Origin of the sequence: Knoellia sinensis KCTC 19936 (assembly GCF_000768705.1) — a bacterium.
In the GTDB taxonomy this organism is placed as follows: Bacteria; Actinomycetota; Actinomycetes; order Actinomycetales; family Dermatophilaceae; genus Knoellia; species Knoellia sinensis.
This window is the reverse complement of sequence record NZ_AVPJ01000001.1, coordinates 198,447-211,976: the sequence shown is the minus strand read 5'-3', so window position 1 is coordinate 211,976 and position 13,530 is coordinate 198,447. Positions and strand designations below refer to the sequence as shown.

The window sequence follows — 13,530 nt, the reverse complement described above, 5'->3', positions numbered from 1 at the left end:
GCTGCGTCGTTTTCGCGAAGGGGCGTTCGTTGGACACTCAGCAGATCAAGCGCGTCATGCGGGGGCGTCTGGGAGCCCCGATGCGTGGTGCTTATCGCGGCATCGAACGGACCGAGCTCACTGCTCTTCGGCTGACGGATCGCGTGCGGTTCGGGCTGCCGTCCACTCAGGAGCGTGATGAGCTCGCCGCCCGAGTGACGATGATCGTCAAGACCTTCGAGAGGCCGTCTGTGTTGCGGCGGGGACTCAAGAGCATGCGCACCGTGTTCGGCGGTCGGATCGTGGTCGCCGACGACTCGCGGACGCCAGTGACGGCCTTGGGCCCGGACATCGAGATCCTCGGCATGCCGTTCAACAGTGGCGTCGCGGTCGGGCGCAATGCCGCCCTCGACACCGTGAAGACGGAATTCGTCTTCGTCACGGACGACGACATCGTCTTCACCGCCGCGAGTGACCTGGTGGCGGCCATGAACTATCTGGACGACAACCCGTCGGTCGACCTCGTCGCACTCACCCTGGTCGACCTGCCCAGGCTGCGCGCAGTCTCACGCAGTGCCGACCCGCTGTTTCACGGCGCACAGCCGCCGCTGGTCCCCTTCGGCACAGTGCTGGGCGGGCTCCCCGTCGTCCCCAAGACGCCGCAGGTCTACCTGGCGCGCACGGAGTCGATCCACCGCGTCAGGTGGGACGAACGGCTGCGCATGGTTGATCACCGAGACTTCTTCTCCCGAGCCAGCGGGAAGATCGTCAGCGTGCAGGCGCGAACGGTGTGGGCCTATCACCTCCGCACACCGTTCGACGCCCACTACAACGCCTACCGCGAGGATGTCGCGGCCGACCTCCAAACCCTGGCTCGGATCTGGAGCGGCGGTCGCTGAGCCACCCGCTCGGTCACAGCGGCACGCCATCGGCGGACACCGCGAGCGGCTTGACCCCACCCTTTCGATCGACCAGCAGAACCACGGTGACGCCGTTCCGAACGCGGAGCATTTGCGCCTTGGTGGTTTGACCCGTTGCCCTGAGGTAGTCGTTGTCGAGTGCCGACGCCTTCCACACGTTGCCCTTGCCGGCGTCGTGGACGGTGTCGGCCTGGAGGCTGACCACGGCCAGGGTTGCATCGCCAGCGACCTTCACGGCCTGGATTGACCCGCGTGGGCCGAACTGGTCCGCCTCACTCGACCAGAGCCGGAAGGCAGCGGGCTTCCCACCGAAGCCCATGAAGTCCTCCACGATGGTGGACAGTTCGCCCGTGACGAGGGATCCCTTCCCGGCATTGAGCTGCTTGGTCAGATCGCCGATCCGCGCGACCAGCTTCTCCTTCTCGGGATCCGTGAGGTGGCTTGCGACGCCTGCCGCAAGCGGCTTGGGAAGATCTGCGTGCGTGTAGCTGGCATTGGCCGCCATCAGCCACGGCGAGACGGCGCTCTGTCTCGTGAACGCAGCGATGCTGTGGCTCGTCTTACCGTCGGCGGCGCGGTCGACGTTGACGATGGAGTACATGGGATAGGTCGCGAACGTCGGCGCATACAGGCCCTTGACGGTGTGCGTGAGAGGCGTCGAATCCTTGTCCTTGTGCAACTTCTGAATGGTTGTCGCGATCCGATCCTGCGCGAACACGATCCCGGTGTCGGCCTTGGCCCAGGCGACGGGGTCGTAGCTCGTTGCCGATGCCTTGATCGCTGTGTTGTTGCGGACGTCGTAGTCCTTCATGGCCGCGACGGCCTCGTCATGGGTCATCGCAGGTTTGGTGATCGAGTCGCTACGCCAGGGCTCGACCTTGCTCGGCACCATCCCGCAGCCCGCGAGGACCGGAAGGAGAGCCGTCAGTGCCAGCGCAGTTGCGCGACGCGTCATGGCGCGCGTGGGCTCCAACGCCCGCTCCTCGGCATCGACCGCACTGTCGGAACTGTCGGCCTCCGCCGACGAGGCCACCGGGGGCTCGTCGCTGTTCTGCTGTGGCGTCTCCGGGCCAGAGCCGCGACGCTGGAGCAGCCACGCCCCCACGATTCCCAGGGCTCCGAGAACGATCGCGGCGATCGAGAGCATGAAGCCATACGGAATGACCAGACCGCTCGTCACGCTCACGGCACCCGACCTTCCCATGGGCACGATGACGTAGGCGGTGGCGGACCCGTCCAGATCGAGCGACAGACGCTGTGTGCCGGGGCCGCTCGCCATGTCCTTCCAGAATGTCTGCTTGGTCGGGTCGGCGGGAATCACCTTGCTGTCTCCGTCGACGACCTTGCCGCTCATGCCCGACGTGCCCACGCTGGTGACGGCGTACGTCGAGACCCCGTCGAGATAGCTGGTGGCGTCGATGGGGTGGGCGCGCCCGACGAAGACCGGACCGCCATCGTGGGTCGCGCTGACCTGCAGGGTGGCGTCCTTGAGCGCCAGCAGTCCGGGCGTGGAGACGACGGCCTTGGCGCCGCCGAGTTTCAGCGTCGTGGTGGGGGAGTTGACGACGTCGTCAGTCCCGATGAGGACGGTCCCTGCGATGCCGACGGCCGCACACAGCAGGCCCATCAGGGCAAGCAGGATCGCCAGAAGTCTCTTCATGTGTTTCCCCTCCGAGTGTCAGGGGCCCCTCCCTGGTTCCCCCGGCATGCCAGTCTGCCAGTGACGCTCCGGCCACAACTGAGGCTGTCCACAGGCGCCGCCGCGAGCCCGCGCGAGCCGTGGAATAGAGGTGGATGGCCGCAGCAGTAGGCCCCCGCCGGGACTCGGCGAGGGCCTACTGACATCTGTGTCCGGTCAGGAAACCTTGGGAACGCGGCGAACCGTCGCCGGGGCGCTCCAGCGCATCTCCATGCGGGTGCGACCATCCTTGGTCACCGGCACCCAACGCATCGTCAGGCAGGCCGGACCCGTGACGGTCGTGGCGACCTTCTTCATCGGTGTCTCCTCGTGTGGACCTGCGGTTGACGGACGGCGACTTCGGAGAACCCCCAACGATGGTCGTTCACCTGCTGTTCACCTAAAGATACCCCAAAAGTGAACAGAAGATGAACGAGCGCAGCCGCCCTCCTCACGTCACGCCCGAAGGGGAGTGCTCCCCATTGCGACCTCGCCAAGGAGTCATGAGACTCACGACATCGGTTGGGGAGTGTCGACGCGAGGGGAACACCGTGACTGAGGATTTCCGTGATGAGCTCCATGAGCTCCGCGAGCAGAACGACCGCGAGATCCAGGCGCTGGAGGCGGCAACCCCGCCGCGCATCGAGCGCGAGGGCAGCGACGAGCTCGACGTCGTGTCCGTGCGCATCGGTCCTGATGGCGACGTCCGGGATGTGCGGGTCGCGCACAACTGGCGCGACAGGGTCGAGGGAGAGGCGCTCGGAGATGCGATCCGGGCTGCCTTGGTTCGCGCCCAGGCCAGTGTCGTGGATGAATTCATCACGAACGTCGAGGCTGCGGACCCCGACAGACTCCCTCCGCCGCGCCCCATGCCCATGCCGCAGGACAGTGGCGAGGTCTTTGGTCTCACGGGGTCGGTGAGCCCGGAGGAGGCCGAGCGGATCATGGCCGAGATCTTTGGCGGGGCCGAACAGGCCCTCGCGGCGCTGGAGTCCTCGCTCGATGCGGCCTCGATCCACTCGGCGTCCTCACGCAGCAGGCACGGTGAGGTTCACGTCGAGATCGATTCCGGCGGCGACGTATCGCGACTCGATCTCGACCCGCGATGGCTCGCGGGGGCTCATCCGGCGAATGTTGGCAGGCTGGTCGGTGAGACGCTCCGTGACGCGCAGCAGCAGATGATGACGGGATTCGGAGCAGTGAGCGACGCTGCGCGAGAGACGCAGCACAGGATGCGTCGTCTGGGGGACCCCTACACCCTGAGCCGCCGGTTCGGGCTTCAGCGATGAGCATCAACGACACGACGAAGGGGGAACGAGATGAGCTATCAAGTTGAACGTGAGTCGCTTCTGGACGCCGCCAAGTCCTGGGGTTCGGCAGAGACCGACATGACGACGGCCCAGAGGAACGCGAATGCCATCAATGTGACACAGAACGCGGCATCCGTCGTGGCGGAGCTCACCGGCTTCATCACGACCTACGACCAGGTCCGCGACCGTGTGGCAACCCTGCTCGGCGAAGGGGCCACAGCGATGAGGTTGATCGACGACACGCTCAAGGGGATCGAGCGCCAGTACCGCAATGACGACGACGCCGCCCTGGCGCGGCTCGGTGCCACCTGGTCACCGACGAATACCTGAGGGGCGAGGCCATGACTGCCGAAGAACTGATGCAGAAGATTCGCGACAAGTACGACGAGTTCCAGAGGAAGATGGACGACTGCCTCGAGAAGTTCAATTCTGTGGTCCGCAAGATCGGTCGCTTCTTCGGCTGGGCGGCCGACAAGGCTGTCGACCTCTGGAACAGCGTCGTCGTGCCGCTGTGGAACAAGTTCACCAACTGGTTCGCCGACCACTGGAACGTCTTTGGTGCTCCGTGGCTGATGTATGGCGCGGCGGACGACTGGCGCAAGGACGTCGGCCAGGTGGTGACACCGTGGGGCGGAACCGTGACGCAGGACACGACTGACGTCGACGCGTACTGGAAGGGCACCGCCTCGGACATCTACGTGGCCCGGGCGAAGGACCAGGTCACTGCCTTCAAGGCGGTGGGGCCGATCGCCGAGAAGATCGCTGGCGCTCTGGACAACGTCGCGTTGGCGATCATCGTCTGGTGGGGGTCGATCGTCACCGCGATCATGGCGGCCATTGCCGGCGTCCTGGTCGCTGCAGCCTCGGTGGCGACCGGCCCGGGCGCGGTCGTCGGCATCCCACTCGGTGTCAAGCTCGCGATCGCCGGCTTCTTCGTGTCAGTGCTCGTGGGAACAGGCGTCCTGACGGGCACGTGCCTGGTTCAGAAGGGGAACCTCAACGGCGCTCTCACCGACATGTCGGCCTTCCCCGGAAGCAAATGGCCGACGTTCGCATGAGCGATCACCAGAGCGGACGCCCGCCGCTGGCGCGCAGTCTGAGCCTCCTCATCGCAGGCGTGGTCGGGCTGGAGCTGGTCTTCGTCGTGTTCCTCCTCGCGATGGGGCGGCTCGCGGGCGATGCGTCGTCGTCGAACACGGACCGCGCGCTCGTCTTCGGTGCCGTGACGTCCGCCGCGGCGGCGCTCGTCGCGCTCGCCCTGTGGTCGTCGGTGCGATCCGGGGGACCAGAGGCGCCCCTTCGCATCTGGGCGGCTCGGGTGCTGCCGGTGCTCGCGCTTGCCGTCGCAATCGTGGTGGCCGCCTTCGGTGGCGTTCCATGGCTCGGCGCCCCGTTGGCGTTCTTCACAACGGCACCCGTGTCGATCGTGGCCATGGTGGCGCCGCAACTCATGGCGAGTCGACGCTAGCTCGGAGCCGGCACACGGACCCCTCGTCGGCGCCAACTAGAGTTCAGGCGTGAGTGTCACCAAGGTCTCGGTCATCGGCGCATCCGGTCGCATGGGCTCGGAAGCGTGTCGTGCAGTGGAAGCCGCCGACGGCCTCGAACTCGTGGGTCGGTTCGACATGGGCGACGAGCTGGGCGACCTCGCGGGCGCCGATGTCGTGGTCGAGTTCTCCGTCCCCGACGCCTCGGCTGCCAACGTCGCCCACTGCGTCGACCAGGGCGTGCACGTCGTCGTCGGTACGACGGGTTGGAGCGAAGGCAAGCTGGCCGACCTCCGCAGGCGACTCGACCAGCACCCCGACGTCGGCGTCCTCATCGCACCCAACTTCGCCATCGGTGCCGTCCTGATGATGGCCTTCGCCGAGAAGGCGGCAGCGTTCTACGAGTCGGCCGAGGTCATCGAACTGCACCACCCCGACAAGGTCGACGCCCCCTCTGGCACCGCCGCCCGCACGGCCGAGCTCATGGGCGCCGCACGCGAGAAGGCCGGCCTCGGCACCGTTCCCGACGCCACCACCAGCGATCCGGACGGTGCGCGTGGAGCGCGAGCACACGGCATACCGGTGCATTCGGTGCGCCTCCGAGGACTCGTGGCGCACCAGGAAGTCCTCTTCGGGGCAACCGGCGAGATGCTCACGATCCGGCACGACTCCTTCGACCGGGTGTCGTTCATGCCCGGCGTCATCGCGGCGGTCCGCAAGGTCAAGGAGCACCCTGGTCTTACGGTCGGCCTCGAGCACTACCTCGGGATCTGAGCGCGCCCTAGCCCCAACCGAGTGCGCGCAGCCCGGCAGCCACGGCGGCAGCGCCGATGACGACGACGAGGAAGTTCGCGCGCAGGAGCAGCAGCAGGATCGCCGCTGCCACCGCCGCCAGACGCGCATCGACGTGCAGCGAACCACCATCCCCACCGAACGTCTGAATTGCGACGAGCCCGGCCAGCAGCGCGACTGGCAGAAGCGTGAGCACTCGACTCCGCCGGGGACCTTCGACCCAGGACTCCGGGACGAGGTAGCCGGCGAGCTTCGTCACGTAGGCCAGTCCTGACGCGACCAGCACGAGCGTCCACGAACTCATGAGGGCACCCCTTCGCGGAATTCGTCGTCGTCCAGTTCCGGATCCTCCGTGGGCGGCTCGTGCCGGCCTCCGCCGCTGAGCCCGATGACGACGGCCGCGAGCACGGTGAGGATGACCGGCACCCCCACCGGGAGCAGCGGCGAGGTCAGGAGCGCGATCGCCACCGCCAGCACCATGGTCGCGGCGGCGTCCCGGCTCCGCAGACGCGGCCACAGGAGGGCCGTGAAGGCTGCCGCCGCAGCGGCGTCGAGACCCCAGCGCTGTGGGTCGCCCAGGGCGTTGCCAGCCAACGCGCCGATCAGGGTCATGAGGTTCCAGAAGACGTAGACGGCGATTCCTGTGACCCAGAAGCCGAGGCGCCCCTCGGCGCGGTGTTCCTGTCCCACGGCCACCGCCGTCGACTCGTCGATGGTCACCTGAGCCGCGAGCAGCCGCCTCAGACCGCGCACGTGGAGGATCCGTGAGGTCTGCAGCCCATAGAGGCCGTTGCGGACCCCGAGGAGGGTCGACGTCGCCACGGCGGCAGAGCCGGTTCCCCCTGCGCCGAGGATGCCGACGAGGGCGAACTGCGACCCGCCGCTGAAGAGCAGGGCGGACAGAGCGACCGTCTGGAGGATGCTCAGCCCGGACGCGACTCCCAGGGCGCCGAAGCTGATGCCGTATGCCCCGGTGGCGATTCCGACCGAAAGCGACTGTCGCAGAACGGCTTTGCGTGTGCTCGGCTCCATGCCCGTGTATGCCGGGTGCGCACCTTCCCGCGGGCCCTCACCTTCCGCGTCGGGCGCCGTGGTGCTCACTCCACCTCGTCCGTCGCGAGCGAGGCGACGAGCCGGACCTCCCGGAGGGTGTCGCCGTCGGGGGAGACGACCCGGTCCCGGAAGGCACCATCCGGGCCGAGTCCGGACGCGTTGAGGAAGGCGCGGGTGTCCTCGTCGTCGGCAAGGACCCAGATCGCGACGTCGTCGGCGCCAGCACCGCGAAGGGTGTCGACGCACGCGTTGAGCAGACGCGACCCGTGGCCCTGACGGCGAGCGCCCGGGTGCACCCCGATCGCCGTGACCTCGCCACGGGTCGCCCCCGCATCGGGGTCCTGGCTAGGGCCGATCGCCGCAAACCCGACGACCTGCTCGCCAGCTCGGGCGACCAGCAGCCGGTGCACTCCGGCCGGCGGGTTCTCGAGGGACTCGCGCCACGCCTTCGCGAAGGCGGGAGCCTCGAAGAGGGCGACGACCTCGTCAGGGACGCGGCCGGCATACGCCTGCGTCCACACGGCGGACTGGACGACGCCGACGGCAGGTGCGTCGGTCGGCTTGGCGATGCGCACGCTGGCGTCAGCGACGGGGCCGGGTTCGTGGGAGTGCGGGTGGTCGTGGCTCATCGGCCCTGGAACTCCGGGGTGCGGCGCTCACGGAAGGCTCTGCGACCCTCGGTGAGGTCGTCGCTCGCCCACGCGGTGGCGAACGCCGCTTCGTAGCGGGCAACCTCGGCGTGGTTGCCGCCGTGGGCGTCGAACCCGAGCTTGGACCCGGCTTGGGTCAGGGGAGCGAGGTCGACGGCTTGACGTGCCAGGGCGATCGCGGCATCAAGGCCCCCGCGCTGCTGCGAGAAGCCGAGGCGCCAGGCGTCGTCGGCGGTGAGCACCGCCCCGGTGAGCACCATGTGGCGGGCGGCGCCCTCGCCCCAGAAGCGCGTCACCCGCTCGAGCGTCCAGTGGTTGACCATGAGGCCCAGCTTGGCGACAGGCACCGCGAAGCGCGCGTCGTCGGCCACGACCCGCAGGTCGCAGCCGACCGCGAGCTGCATCCCGAGGCCCATGCAGGAGCCGGAGATGGCCGCCACCGTAGTGATCGGCGCCGTCGACAAGCGGGTGAGAACCTCGGCGAGGTGGTCGGTGAAGGTCACGTCCTCGAGTTCGGTCAGGTCGGCGCCGGCACAGAAGTGCCCGCCCGCGCCCGTGAGGACGATGGCCCGCGATGTCGTGACCGCCGTGGCCAGCGCGGCGTCGAGTTCCTCGAGGGCATCGTGGTTGAGGGCATTGCGCCGCTCCGTCCGGTCGATGGTGAGGACAGTGACCCGATCAGTTGTCCGTGAGTGAATCGCCACGCCGTCGAGCCTAACCGGGCGGCATTTGTGAGGATGGACGGCGTGTCCCTGCTCCGACGTCCGGCCAAGCCGCACCCCGTCTTCCGACCGCTCGCCGTCGCCGAGGTCGATCCCGTCGCGGAACATGCGGTGTCGATCGGTTTCGACGTGAGGGACATGCCGGCGTTCCTCGACTACCGAGCCGGTCAGTACGTCACGCTGCGGGCACTCGTGGGCGGTGAGGACGTGCGGCAGTCGTACTCGATCTGGGTGCCTCCGAGTCGGGCCCAGCGCGAGGGCGTCATTCGCGTGGCCGCCGCAGCCGTCCAAGGCGGTCGGATGTCGCCGTGGCTCGCTCGGGAGGTCGAGGTGGGGGAGGTCATGGGGGTGCTGCCGCCGCTCGGCAACTTCGTCCTCGACGAAGCCGACGGGCCGCGCCACCACGTCGGGATCGTCGGCGGCTCCGGGATCACGCCGGTCCTCGCGATCACTGCGGCCGCGCTGGAACAGCACGAGGACTCCACGGTCGACCTCATCGTCGCCAACCGCACCCGGGCATCGACCGTCCTCGGGAGCGAACTCGCAGCCTTGGAAGCGGCTTCCGGTGGTCGGCTCCGGGTCGAGCACGTCCTGAGCCGCGAGGTCGTCGAGGGGACCCGGCACGGCAGGATCGATCCGATTCTCATCCGTGGCGTGCTGGACGACGTCGGCGGTCCGGCAGCCGTGGACGACTGGTGGCTCTGTGGGCCCGAGGGCCTCATCGCCGACGCCGAGGCGTGGCTCGGTGGAGAGGGTGTCGCGCCCGACCACATCCACCGCGAACGGTTCACGTCGACCGGCCCGGTGGACCCGTTGAAGCGCTGACTCCTCAGCGCTCGTAGGTCACCCAGGCGAAGCCGTCGCGCTCCTCGCGCGCGGTCTCCCGCCACTGCGCCGGGTCGATCTCGGGGAAGTGCACGTCGCCCGCAGGCTCCTGGTCGACCTCGGTGATGAGCAGCCGCTGGGCGAAGGGCATGGCCTGGTCATAGATTTCGCCGCCACCGACAACGAACACCTCGTCGGCCGGCCCGGCCAGTCCCAGTGCGTCATCGAGGGAGTGCACGGTCTCGACGTCCGGGTGGTGCCAGTCGGGCTGCCGGGTGATGACGATCGTCCGGCGCCCGGGCAGCACGCGACCGATGGAATCGAACGTCTTGCGGCCCATGACCATCGCGTGCCCCATGGTCGTGCGCTTGAAGAAGGCGAAGTCCTCGGGGAGATGCCACGGCATGTCGTTGTCGGCGCCGATGACGCCGTTGCGCCCGACGGCGGCGATGAGAGTCACCTGGGTCATGCCGCTCACCCTAGGGGTGTCGAGCCGTCACAGCGGCCGGTATGCCGTCCGCTCTCGTCGCGACCTTGTGCCCGATTGGGACAACTCGCTGGCGCTCGCCGTCCCAATCGGGCACAAGGTCGCCCCACGTGGGTGGACGGCATACGGCCGGGGTTGTCCCGAACCGTCCAATTGGGTGGGTTCGGGACGGGAGGTGCGTCAGACGGCGATGGGCGCCTTGATGGCCGGATGTGGGTCGTAGCCGACGAGCTCGAAGTCGTCGAGGTCGAAGTCGTCGATGGCGCCCTTGTCGGCAATGTGCATCGTCGGCAGCGGGCGCGGCTCGCGAGTGAGTTGCAGCCGCGCCTGCTCGAGGTGGTTGGAGTAGAGGTGCGCGTCGCCGAGCGTGTGGACGAACTCGCCGGGCTCGAGATCGGTGAGTTGGGCGACCATCATGGTGAGCAGGGCGTAGGAGGCGATGTTGAACGGGACGCCGAGGAAGACATCGGCGGATCGTTGGTAGAGCTGGCAGGAGAGCTTGCCGTCGGCGACATAGAACTGGAAGAGCGCGTGGCACGGGGGGAGAGCCATGTCGTCGACATCCGCGACGTTCCACGCGCTGACGATGTGTCGGCGGCTGTCGGGGTTGCTACGGATGGACTCGATGACCTTGGCGATCTGGTCGACGTGCTGCCCGTCCGGGGTCGGCCACGACCGCCACTGGTGGCCGTAGACCGGTCCGAGGTTGCCGTCCTCGTCGGCCCACTCGTCCCAGATGGAGATGCCGCGCTCCTGGAGCCAGCGGACGTTGGTGTCACCGCGCAGGAACCAGAGGAGCTCGCCGATGATCGACTTCAGGTGCAGCTTCTTGGTCGTCACGACAGGGAAGCCCTCGGACAGGTCGAAGCGCATCTGGTGGCCGAACACAGAGCGGGTGCCGGTGCCCGTGCGGTCGGACTTGTCGACCCCCTCGTCGAGGATCCGGTCGAGGAGGTCGAGGTACTGGCGCATGGACCGAGGGTAACGGCGACCACTGACGACGCGACGACTCCCCGCGGATGGCAGCGACTACCCTGAGGGCCATGACGACGAACCCCTTCGGCCGGGTCATCACGGCCATGATCACCCCGATGCGCCCGGACGGATCGATCGACGAGGCGGGACTGCGATCCGTCGTCGAGCACCTCATCGCCAACGGCCACGACGGGATCGTCGTCAACGGCACGACGGGGGAGTCGGCGACGCTCACCGACGACGAGAGCATCGAGGCCGTGCGCTTGGCGAAGGAGGCTGCGGGGGACCGCGCGGCCATCACGGCCGGAGTCGGATCCAACGACACCGCACACTCGATCCACATGGCCGCCCGTGCCGCCGAGGCGGGAGCGGACGCCCTGCTCGTCGTGGCGCCTTACTACAACAAGCCGACCCAACCGGGGCTCGTCGCGCACTTCCGCGCCATCGCCGACTCGACCGAGTTGCCGATCATGGTCTACGACGTGCCGCACCGCACCGGGCAGGCGATCTCGACCGAGACGCTCATTGCCGTGGCTGACCACCCGCGGATCATCGCCGTCAAGGACGCGAAGGGTGACCTGTGGGCGGCGACGCACGCCATGGCCGCGACGGACCTGCTGTGGTTCAGCGGTGACGACGTGCTCACGTTCGCGCACCTCGCACAGGGGGCTGTCGGCTGCGTCTCCGTCGTCGGTCACGTCGCTGGCAAGGAGTATGCCGCGATGGTCGCGGCCGTCGACTCCGGCGATCTGGCGGCGGCTCGCGAGATCCACCAGCGACTCATCCCCGTCACCGACGCCCTCATGTCGACGTCCCAGGGCGCAATCATGGTCAAGGCGGCCCTCGTCGAACTGGGGGTGATCGAGTCGGCGTTCGTCCGATTGCCACTCGTCGAGTCCCCGCCAGAGCACCTGGACATCATGCGCAAGGGCTTGGCCGGGTCGGGTCTCGCGTGAGCCACCCGCATCCTGAGCTCTCCCTGCCGGCGCCCCTCAAGGACGGTGGAGTCCGCGTCGTGGCCCTCGGCGGCCTCGGCGAGGTCGGCCGCAACATGGCGGTCATCGAGCACAAGGGCCAACTGCTCGTCATCGACTGTGGCGTCCTCTTCCCCGACGACCACCATCCCGGAATCGACCTGATCCTCCCGGACTTCTCCTCCATCCAGGATCGGCTCGACGACATCCAGGCGATCGTCCTCACGCATGGACACGAGGACCACATCGGCGCAGTGCCCTATCTCCTCAAGCTGAAGCCGGACATCCCGCTCGTCGGCTCCCAGCTGACCCTGGCGCTCATCGAGGCCAAGCTCAAGGAACACCGCATCAAGCCCTACACCCTCACGGTCAGGGAGGGCGCCCGCGAGACGCTCGGGGTCTTCGACTGCGAGTTCGTCGCCGTGAACCACTCGATCCCCGACGCCCTCGCGGTGTTCGTGCGGACCTCGGGCGGCACGCTGCTCCACACCGGTGACTTCAAGATGGACCAGCTGCCCCTCGACGGCCGGCTCACCGACCTGCGTGCATTCGCACGGCTAGGCGAGGAGGGCGTCGACCTCTTCCTCACCGACTCCACCAACGCCGAGGTCCCGGGGTTCACCACACCCGAGAAGGACATCGCGCCGGCGATCGACCGGGTCTTCCGGCACGCGAAGCGGCGCATCATCGTCGCCTGCTTCTCGTCGCACGTGCACCGGGTGCAGCAGGTGCTCGACGCCGCCGAGAAGTCCGGCCGCAAGGTCGCCATGGTCGGTCGATCCATGGTCCGCAACATGGGGATCGCAGCCGATCTCGGCTACCTCCACGTGCCCGACAACATCCTCGTCGACTTCAAGAAGCTCGGCGACCTGCCCGATCACAAGGTGACCCTCATCTGCACCGGCTCGCAGGGTGAGCCGATGGCCGCGTTGTCCCGGATGGCGAACCGCGACCACCAGATCGAGGTGGGGGAGGGCGACACCGTCCTCATGGCCTCCTCGCTCATCCCCGGCAACGAGAACGCCGTCTACCGGGTCATCAACGGGCTCATGCGACTCGGCGCCGACGTCGTCCACAAGGGCAACGCCAAGGTGCACGTCTCCGGTCACGCCAGCGCCGGCGAGCTCCTCTACTGCTACAACATCGTCAAGCCCCGCAACGTCATGCCGGTGCACGGCGAGTGGCGGCACCTGCGGGCCAACGCCGACCTCGCGCTCGCGACCGGCGTGCATCCCAAGGGCGTCGTCGTCGTCGAGGACGGCGTGGTCGTGGACCTCGTCGACGGCAAGGTGCGGGTCGCCGGGGCGGTGCCGTGCGGCTACGTCTACGTCGACGGTTCCTCGGTGGGTGAGGCCGACGAGGCGCTGCTCAAGGATCGGCAGATCCTGCGCGACGAGGGCTTCATCTCCGTCATCGTCGTCATGGACTCGTCCTCCGGCAAGATCGTCGCCGGCCCCGAGATCACCGCGCGTGGTTTCGTCGAGGACGACGTGATCTTCGACGACGTCATGCCGAAGCTCACCCAGGCTCTCGACGACGCGACGTCCCAGGGCGTCAGTGACACCTATCAGCTCGAGCAGGTCATGCGGCGCACCGTCGGAGGCTGGGTCGGCCGCAAGATCCGCCGCCGGCCGATGATCATCCCCGTCGTCATCGAGGCCTGACCGCCCCGACTCCT

The 13,530-nt window shown here is 68.1% G+C and carries 17 protein-coding genes; 9 read left to right on the top strand and 8 right to left on the bottom strand.

Going from position 1 to position 13,530, the window contains the following annotated elements; translation table 11 throughout:
• Positions 1-29: 29 nt before the first annotated feature.
• Positions 30-878, top strand: coding sequence for a glycosyltransferase family 2 protein (locus N802_RS01025; protein ID WP_169743371.1), 849 nt, complete (start codon positions 30-32; stop codon positions 876-878).
• Between the two features lie 13 nt (positions 879-891).
• On the opposite strand, the gene N802_RS01020 is transcribed toward N802_RS01025, so the two are convergent.
• Together N802_RS01020 and N802_RS20395 are read right to left on the bottom strand one after the other, a co-directional pair.
• Positions 892-2,559: a DUF8094 domain-containing protein gene (locus N802_RS01020; protein ID WP_035910940.1), complete on the bottom strand. Its 1,668-nt coding sequence runs from the start codon at positions 2,557-2,559 to the stop codon at positions 892-894.
• 195 nt (positions 2,560-2,754) lie between these two features.
• Positions 2,755-2,895, bottom strand: coding sequence for a hypothetical protein (locus tag N802_RS20395; RefSeq protein WP_169743370.1), 141 nt, complete (start codon positions 2,893-2,895; stop codon positions 2,755-2,757).
• Positions 2,896-3,128: 233 nt separating this feature from the next.
• Here N802_RS20395 and N802_RS01015 point away from each other — a divergent pair, with 233 nt between their 5' ends.
• The 5 genes from N802_RS01015 to dapB are packed head-to-tail and all read left to right on the top strand — an operon-like array spanning position 3,129 to position 6,148.
• Positions 3,129-3,866, top strand: a complete 738-nt coding sequence (locus N802_RS01015; protein WP_156971221.1) for a hypothetical protein — start codon at positions 3,129-3,131, stop codon at positions 3,864-3,866.
• Positions 3,867-3,896: 30 nt separating this feature from the next.
• Complete coding sequence (locus tag N802_RS01010; protein ID WP_035910935.1) at positions 3,897-4,217, top strand: hypothetical protein; 321 nt, start codon at positions 3,897-3,899, stop codon at positions 4,215-4,217.
• Positions 4,218-4,228: 11 nt separating this feature from the next.
• The gene (locus N802_RS01005; protein WP_035910932.1) at positions 4,229-4,945 is read left to right on the top strand and encodes a hypothetical protein; all 717 of its coding nucleotides are present in this window, start codon (positions 4,229-4,231) and stop codon (positions 4,943-4,945) included.
• On the top strand, positions 4,942-5,355 hold the full coding sequence (locus N802_RS01000) for a hypothetical protein (RefSeq protein ID WP_156971220.1): 414 nt from the start codon (positions 4,942-4,944) through the stop codon (positions 5,353-5,355). Before N802_RS01005 ends, N802_RS01000 begins: the two co-directional genes overlap by 4 nt.
• 49 nt (positions 5,356-5,404) lie before the next feature.
• A complete protein-coding gene (gene dapB / locus N802_RS00995) occupies positions 5,405-6,148 on the top strand; it encodes a 4-hydroxy-tetrahydrodipicolinate reductase (protein ID WP_035910929.1) in 744 nt (247 codons plus the stop codon).
• 7 nt (positions 6,149-6,155) lie between these two features.
• On the opposite strand, the gene N802_RS00990 is transcribed toward dapB, so the two are convergent.
• The 4 genes from N802_RS00990 to N802_RS00975 form a co-directional block, all read right to left on the bottom strand.
• Positions 6,156-6,470, bottom strand: a complete 315-nt coding sequence (locus N802_RS00990; protein ID WP_035910927.1) for an AzlD domain-containing protein — start codon at positions 6,468-6,470, stop codon at positions 6,156-6,158.
• Positions 6,467-7,198 carry an AzlC family ABC transporter permease gene (locus N802_RS00985; RefSeq protein ID WP_156971247.1) on the bottom strand — a complete coding sequence of 244 codons (732 nt, stop codon included), beginning with the start codon at positions 7,196-7,198 and terminating at the stop codon, positions 6,467-6,469. Before N802_RS00985 ends, N802_RS00990 begins: the two co-directional genes overlap by 4 nt.
• A 65-nt stretch (positions 7,199-7,263) precedes the next feature.
• Positions 7,264-7,848 carry a GNAT family N-acetyltransferase gene (locus tag N802_RS00980; RefSeq protein ID WP_035910925.1) on the bottom strand — a complete coding sequence of 195 codons (585 nt, stop codon included), beginning with the start codon at positions 7,846-7,848 and terminating at the stop codon, positions 7,264-7,266.
• The gene (locus tag N802_RS00975; RefSeq protein ID WP_035910923.1) at positions 7,845-8,573 is read right to left on the bottom strand and encodes an enoyl-CoA hydratase-related protein; all 729 of its coding nucleotides are present in this window, start codon (positions 8,571-8,573) and stop codon (positions 7,845-7,847) included. Before N802_RS00975 ends, N802_RS00980 begins: the two co-directional genes overlap by 4 nt.
• Positions 8,574-8,606: 33 nt before the next feature.
• Between N802_RS00975 and N802_RS00970 the strand changes: the two genes are divergently transcribed.
• Positions 8,607-9,416: an FAD-binding oxidoreductase gene (locus N802_RS00970; protein WP_035910921.1), complete on the top strand. Its 810-nt coding sequence runs from the start codon at positions 8,607-8,609 to the stop codon at positions 9,414-9,416.
• Between the two features lie 4 nt (positions 9,417-9,420).
• On the opposite strand, the gene N802_RS00965 is transcribed toward N802_RS00970, so the two are convergent.
• Both N802_RS00965 and N802_RS00960 read right to left on the bottom strand, forming a co-directional pair.
• The gene (locus N802_RS00965) at positions 9,421-9,885 is read right to left on the bottom strand and encodes a dihydrofolate reductase (protein ID WP_035910918.1); all 465 of its coding nucleotides are present in this window, start codon (positions 9,883-9,885) and stop codon (positions 9,421-9,423) included.
• Positions 9,886-10,083: 198 nt separating this feature from the next.
• Entirely contained in the window at positions 10,084-10,875 is a 792-nt protein-coding gene (locus N802_RS00960; RefSeq protein WP_035910917.1) for a thymidylate synthase, read from the bottom strand.
• A 71-nt stretch (positions 10,876-10,946) separates the two neighbouring features.
• On the opposite strand from N802_RS00960, the gene dapA reads away from it, so the two are divergent.
• The gene (gene dapA, locus N802_RS00955; RefSeq protein WP_035910914.1) at positions 10,947-11,834 is read left to right on the top strand and encodes a 4-hydroxy-tetrahydrodipicolinate synthase; all 888 of its coding nucleotides are present in this window, start codon (positions 10,947-10,949) and stop codon (positions 11,832-11,834) included.
• Positions 11,831-13,516, top strand: coding sequence for a ribonuclease J (locus N802_RS00950; protein WP_035910911.1), 1,686 nt, complete (start codon positions 11,831-11,833; stop codon positions 13,514-13,516). The genes dapA and N802_RS00950 overlap by 4 nt, the downstream gene beginning before the upstream one ends.
• Positions 13,517-13,530: the final 14 nt, after the last annotated feature.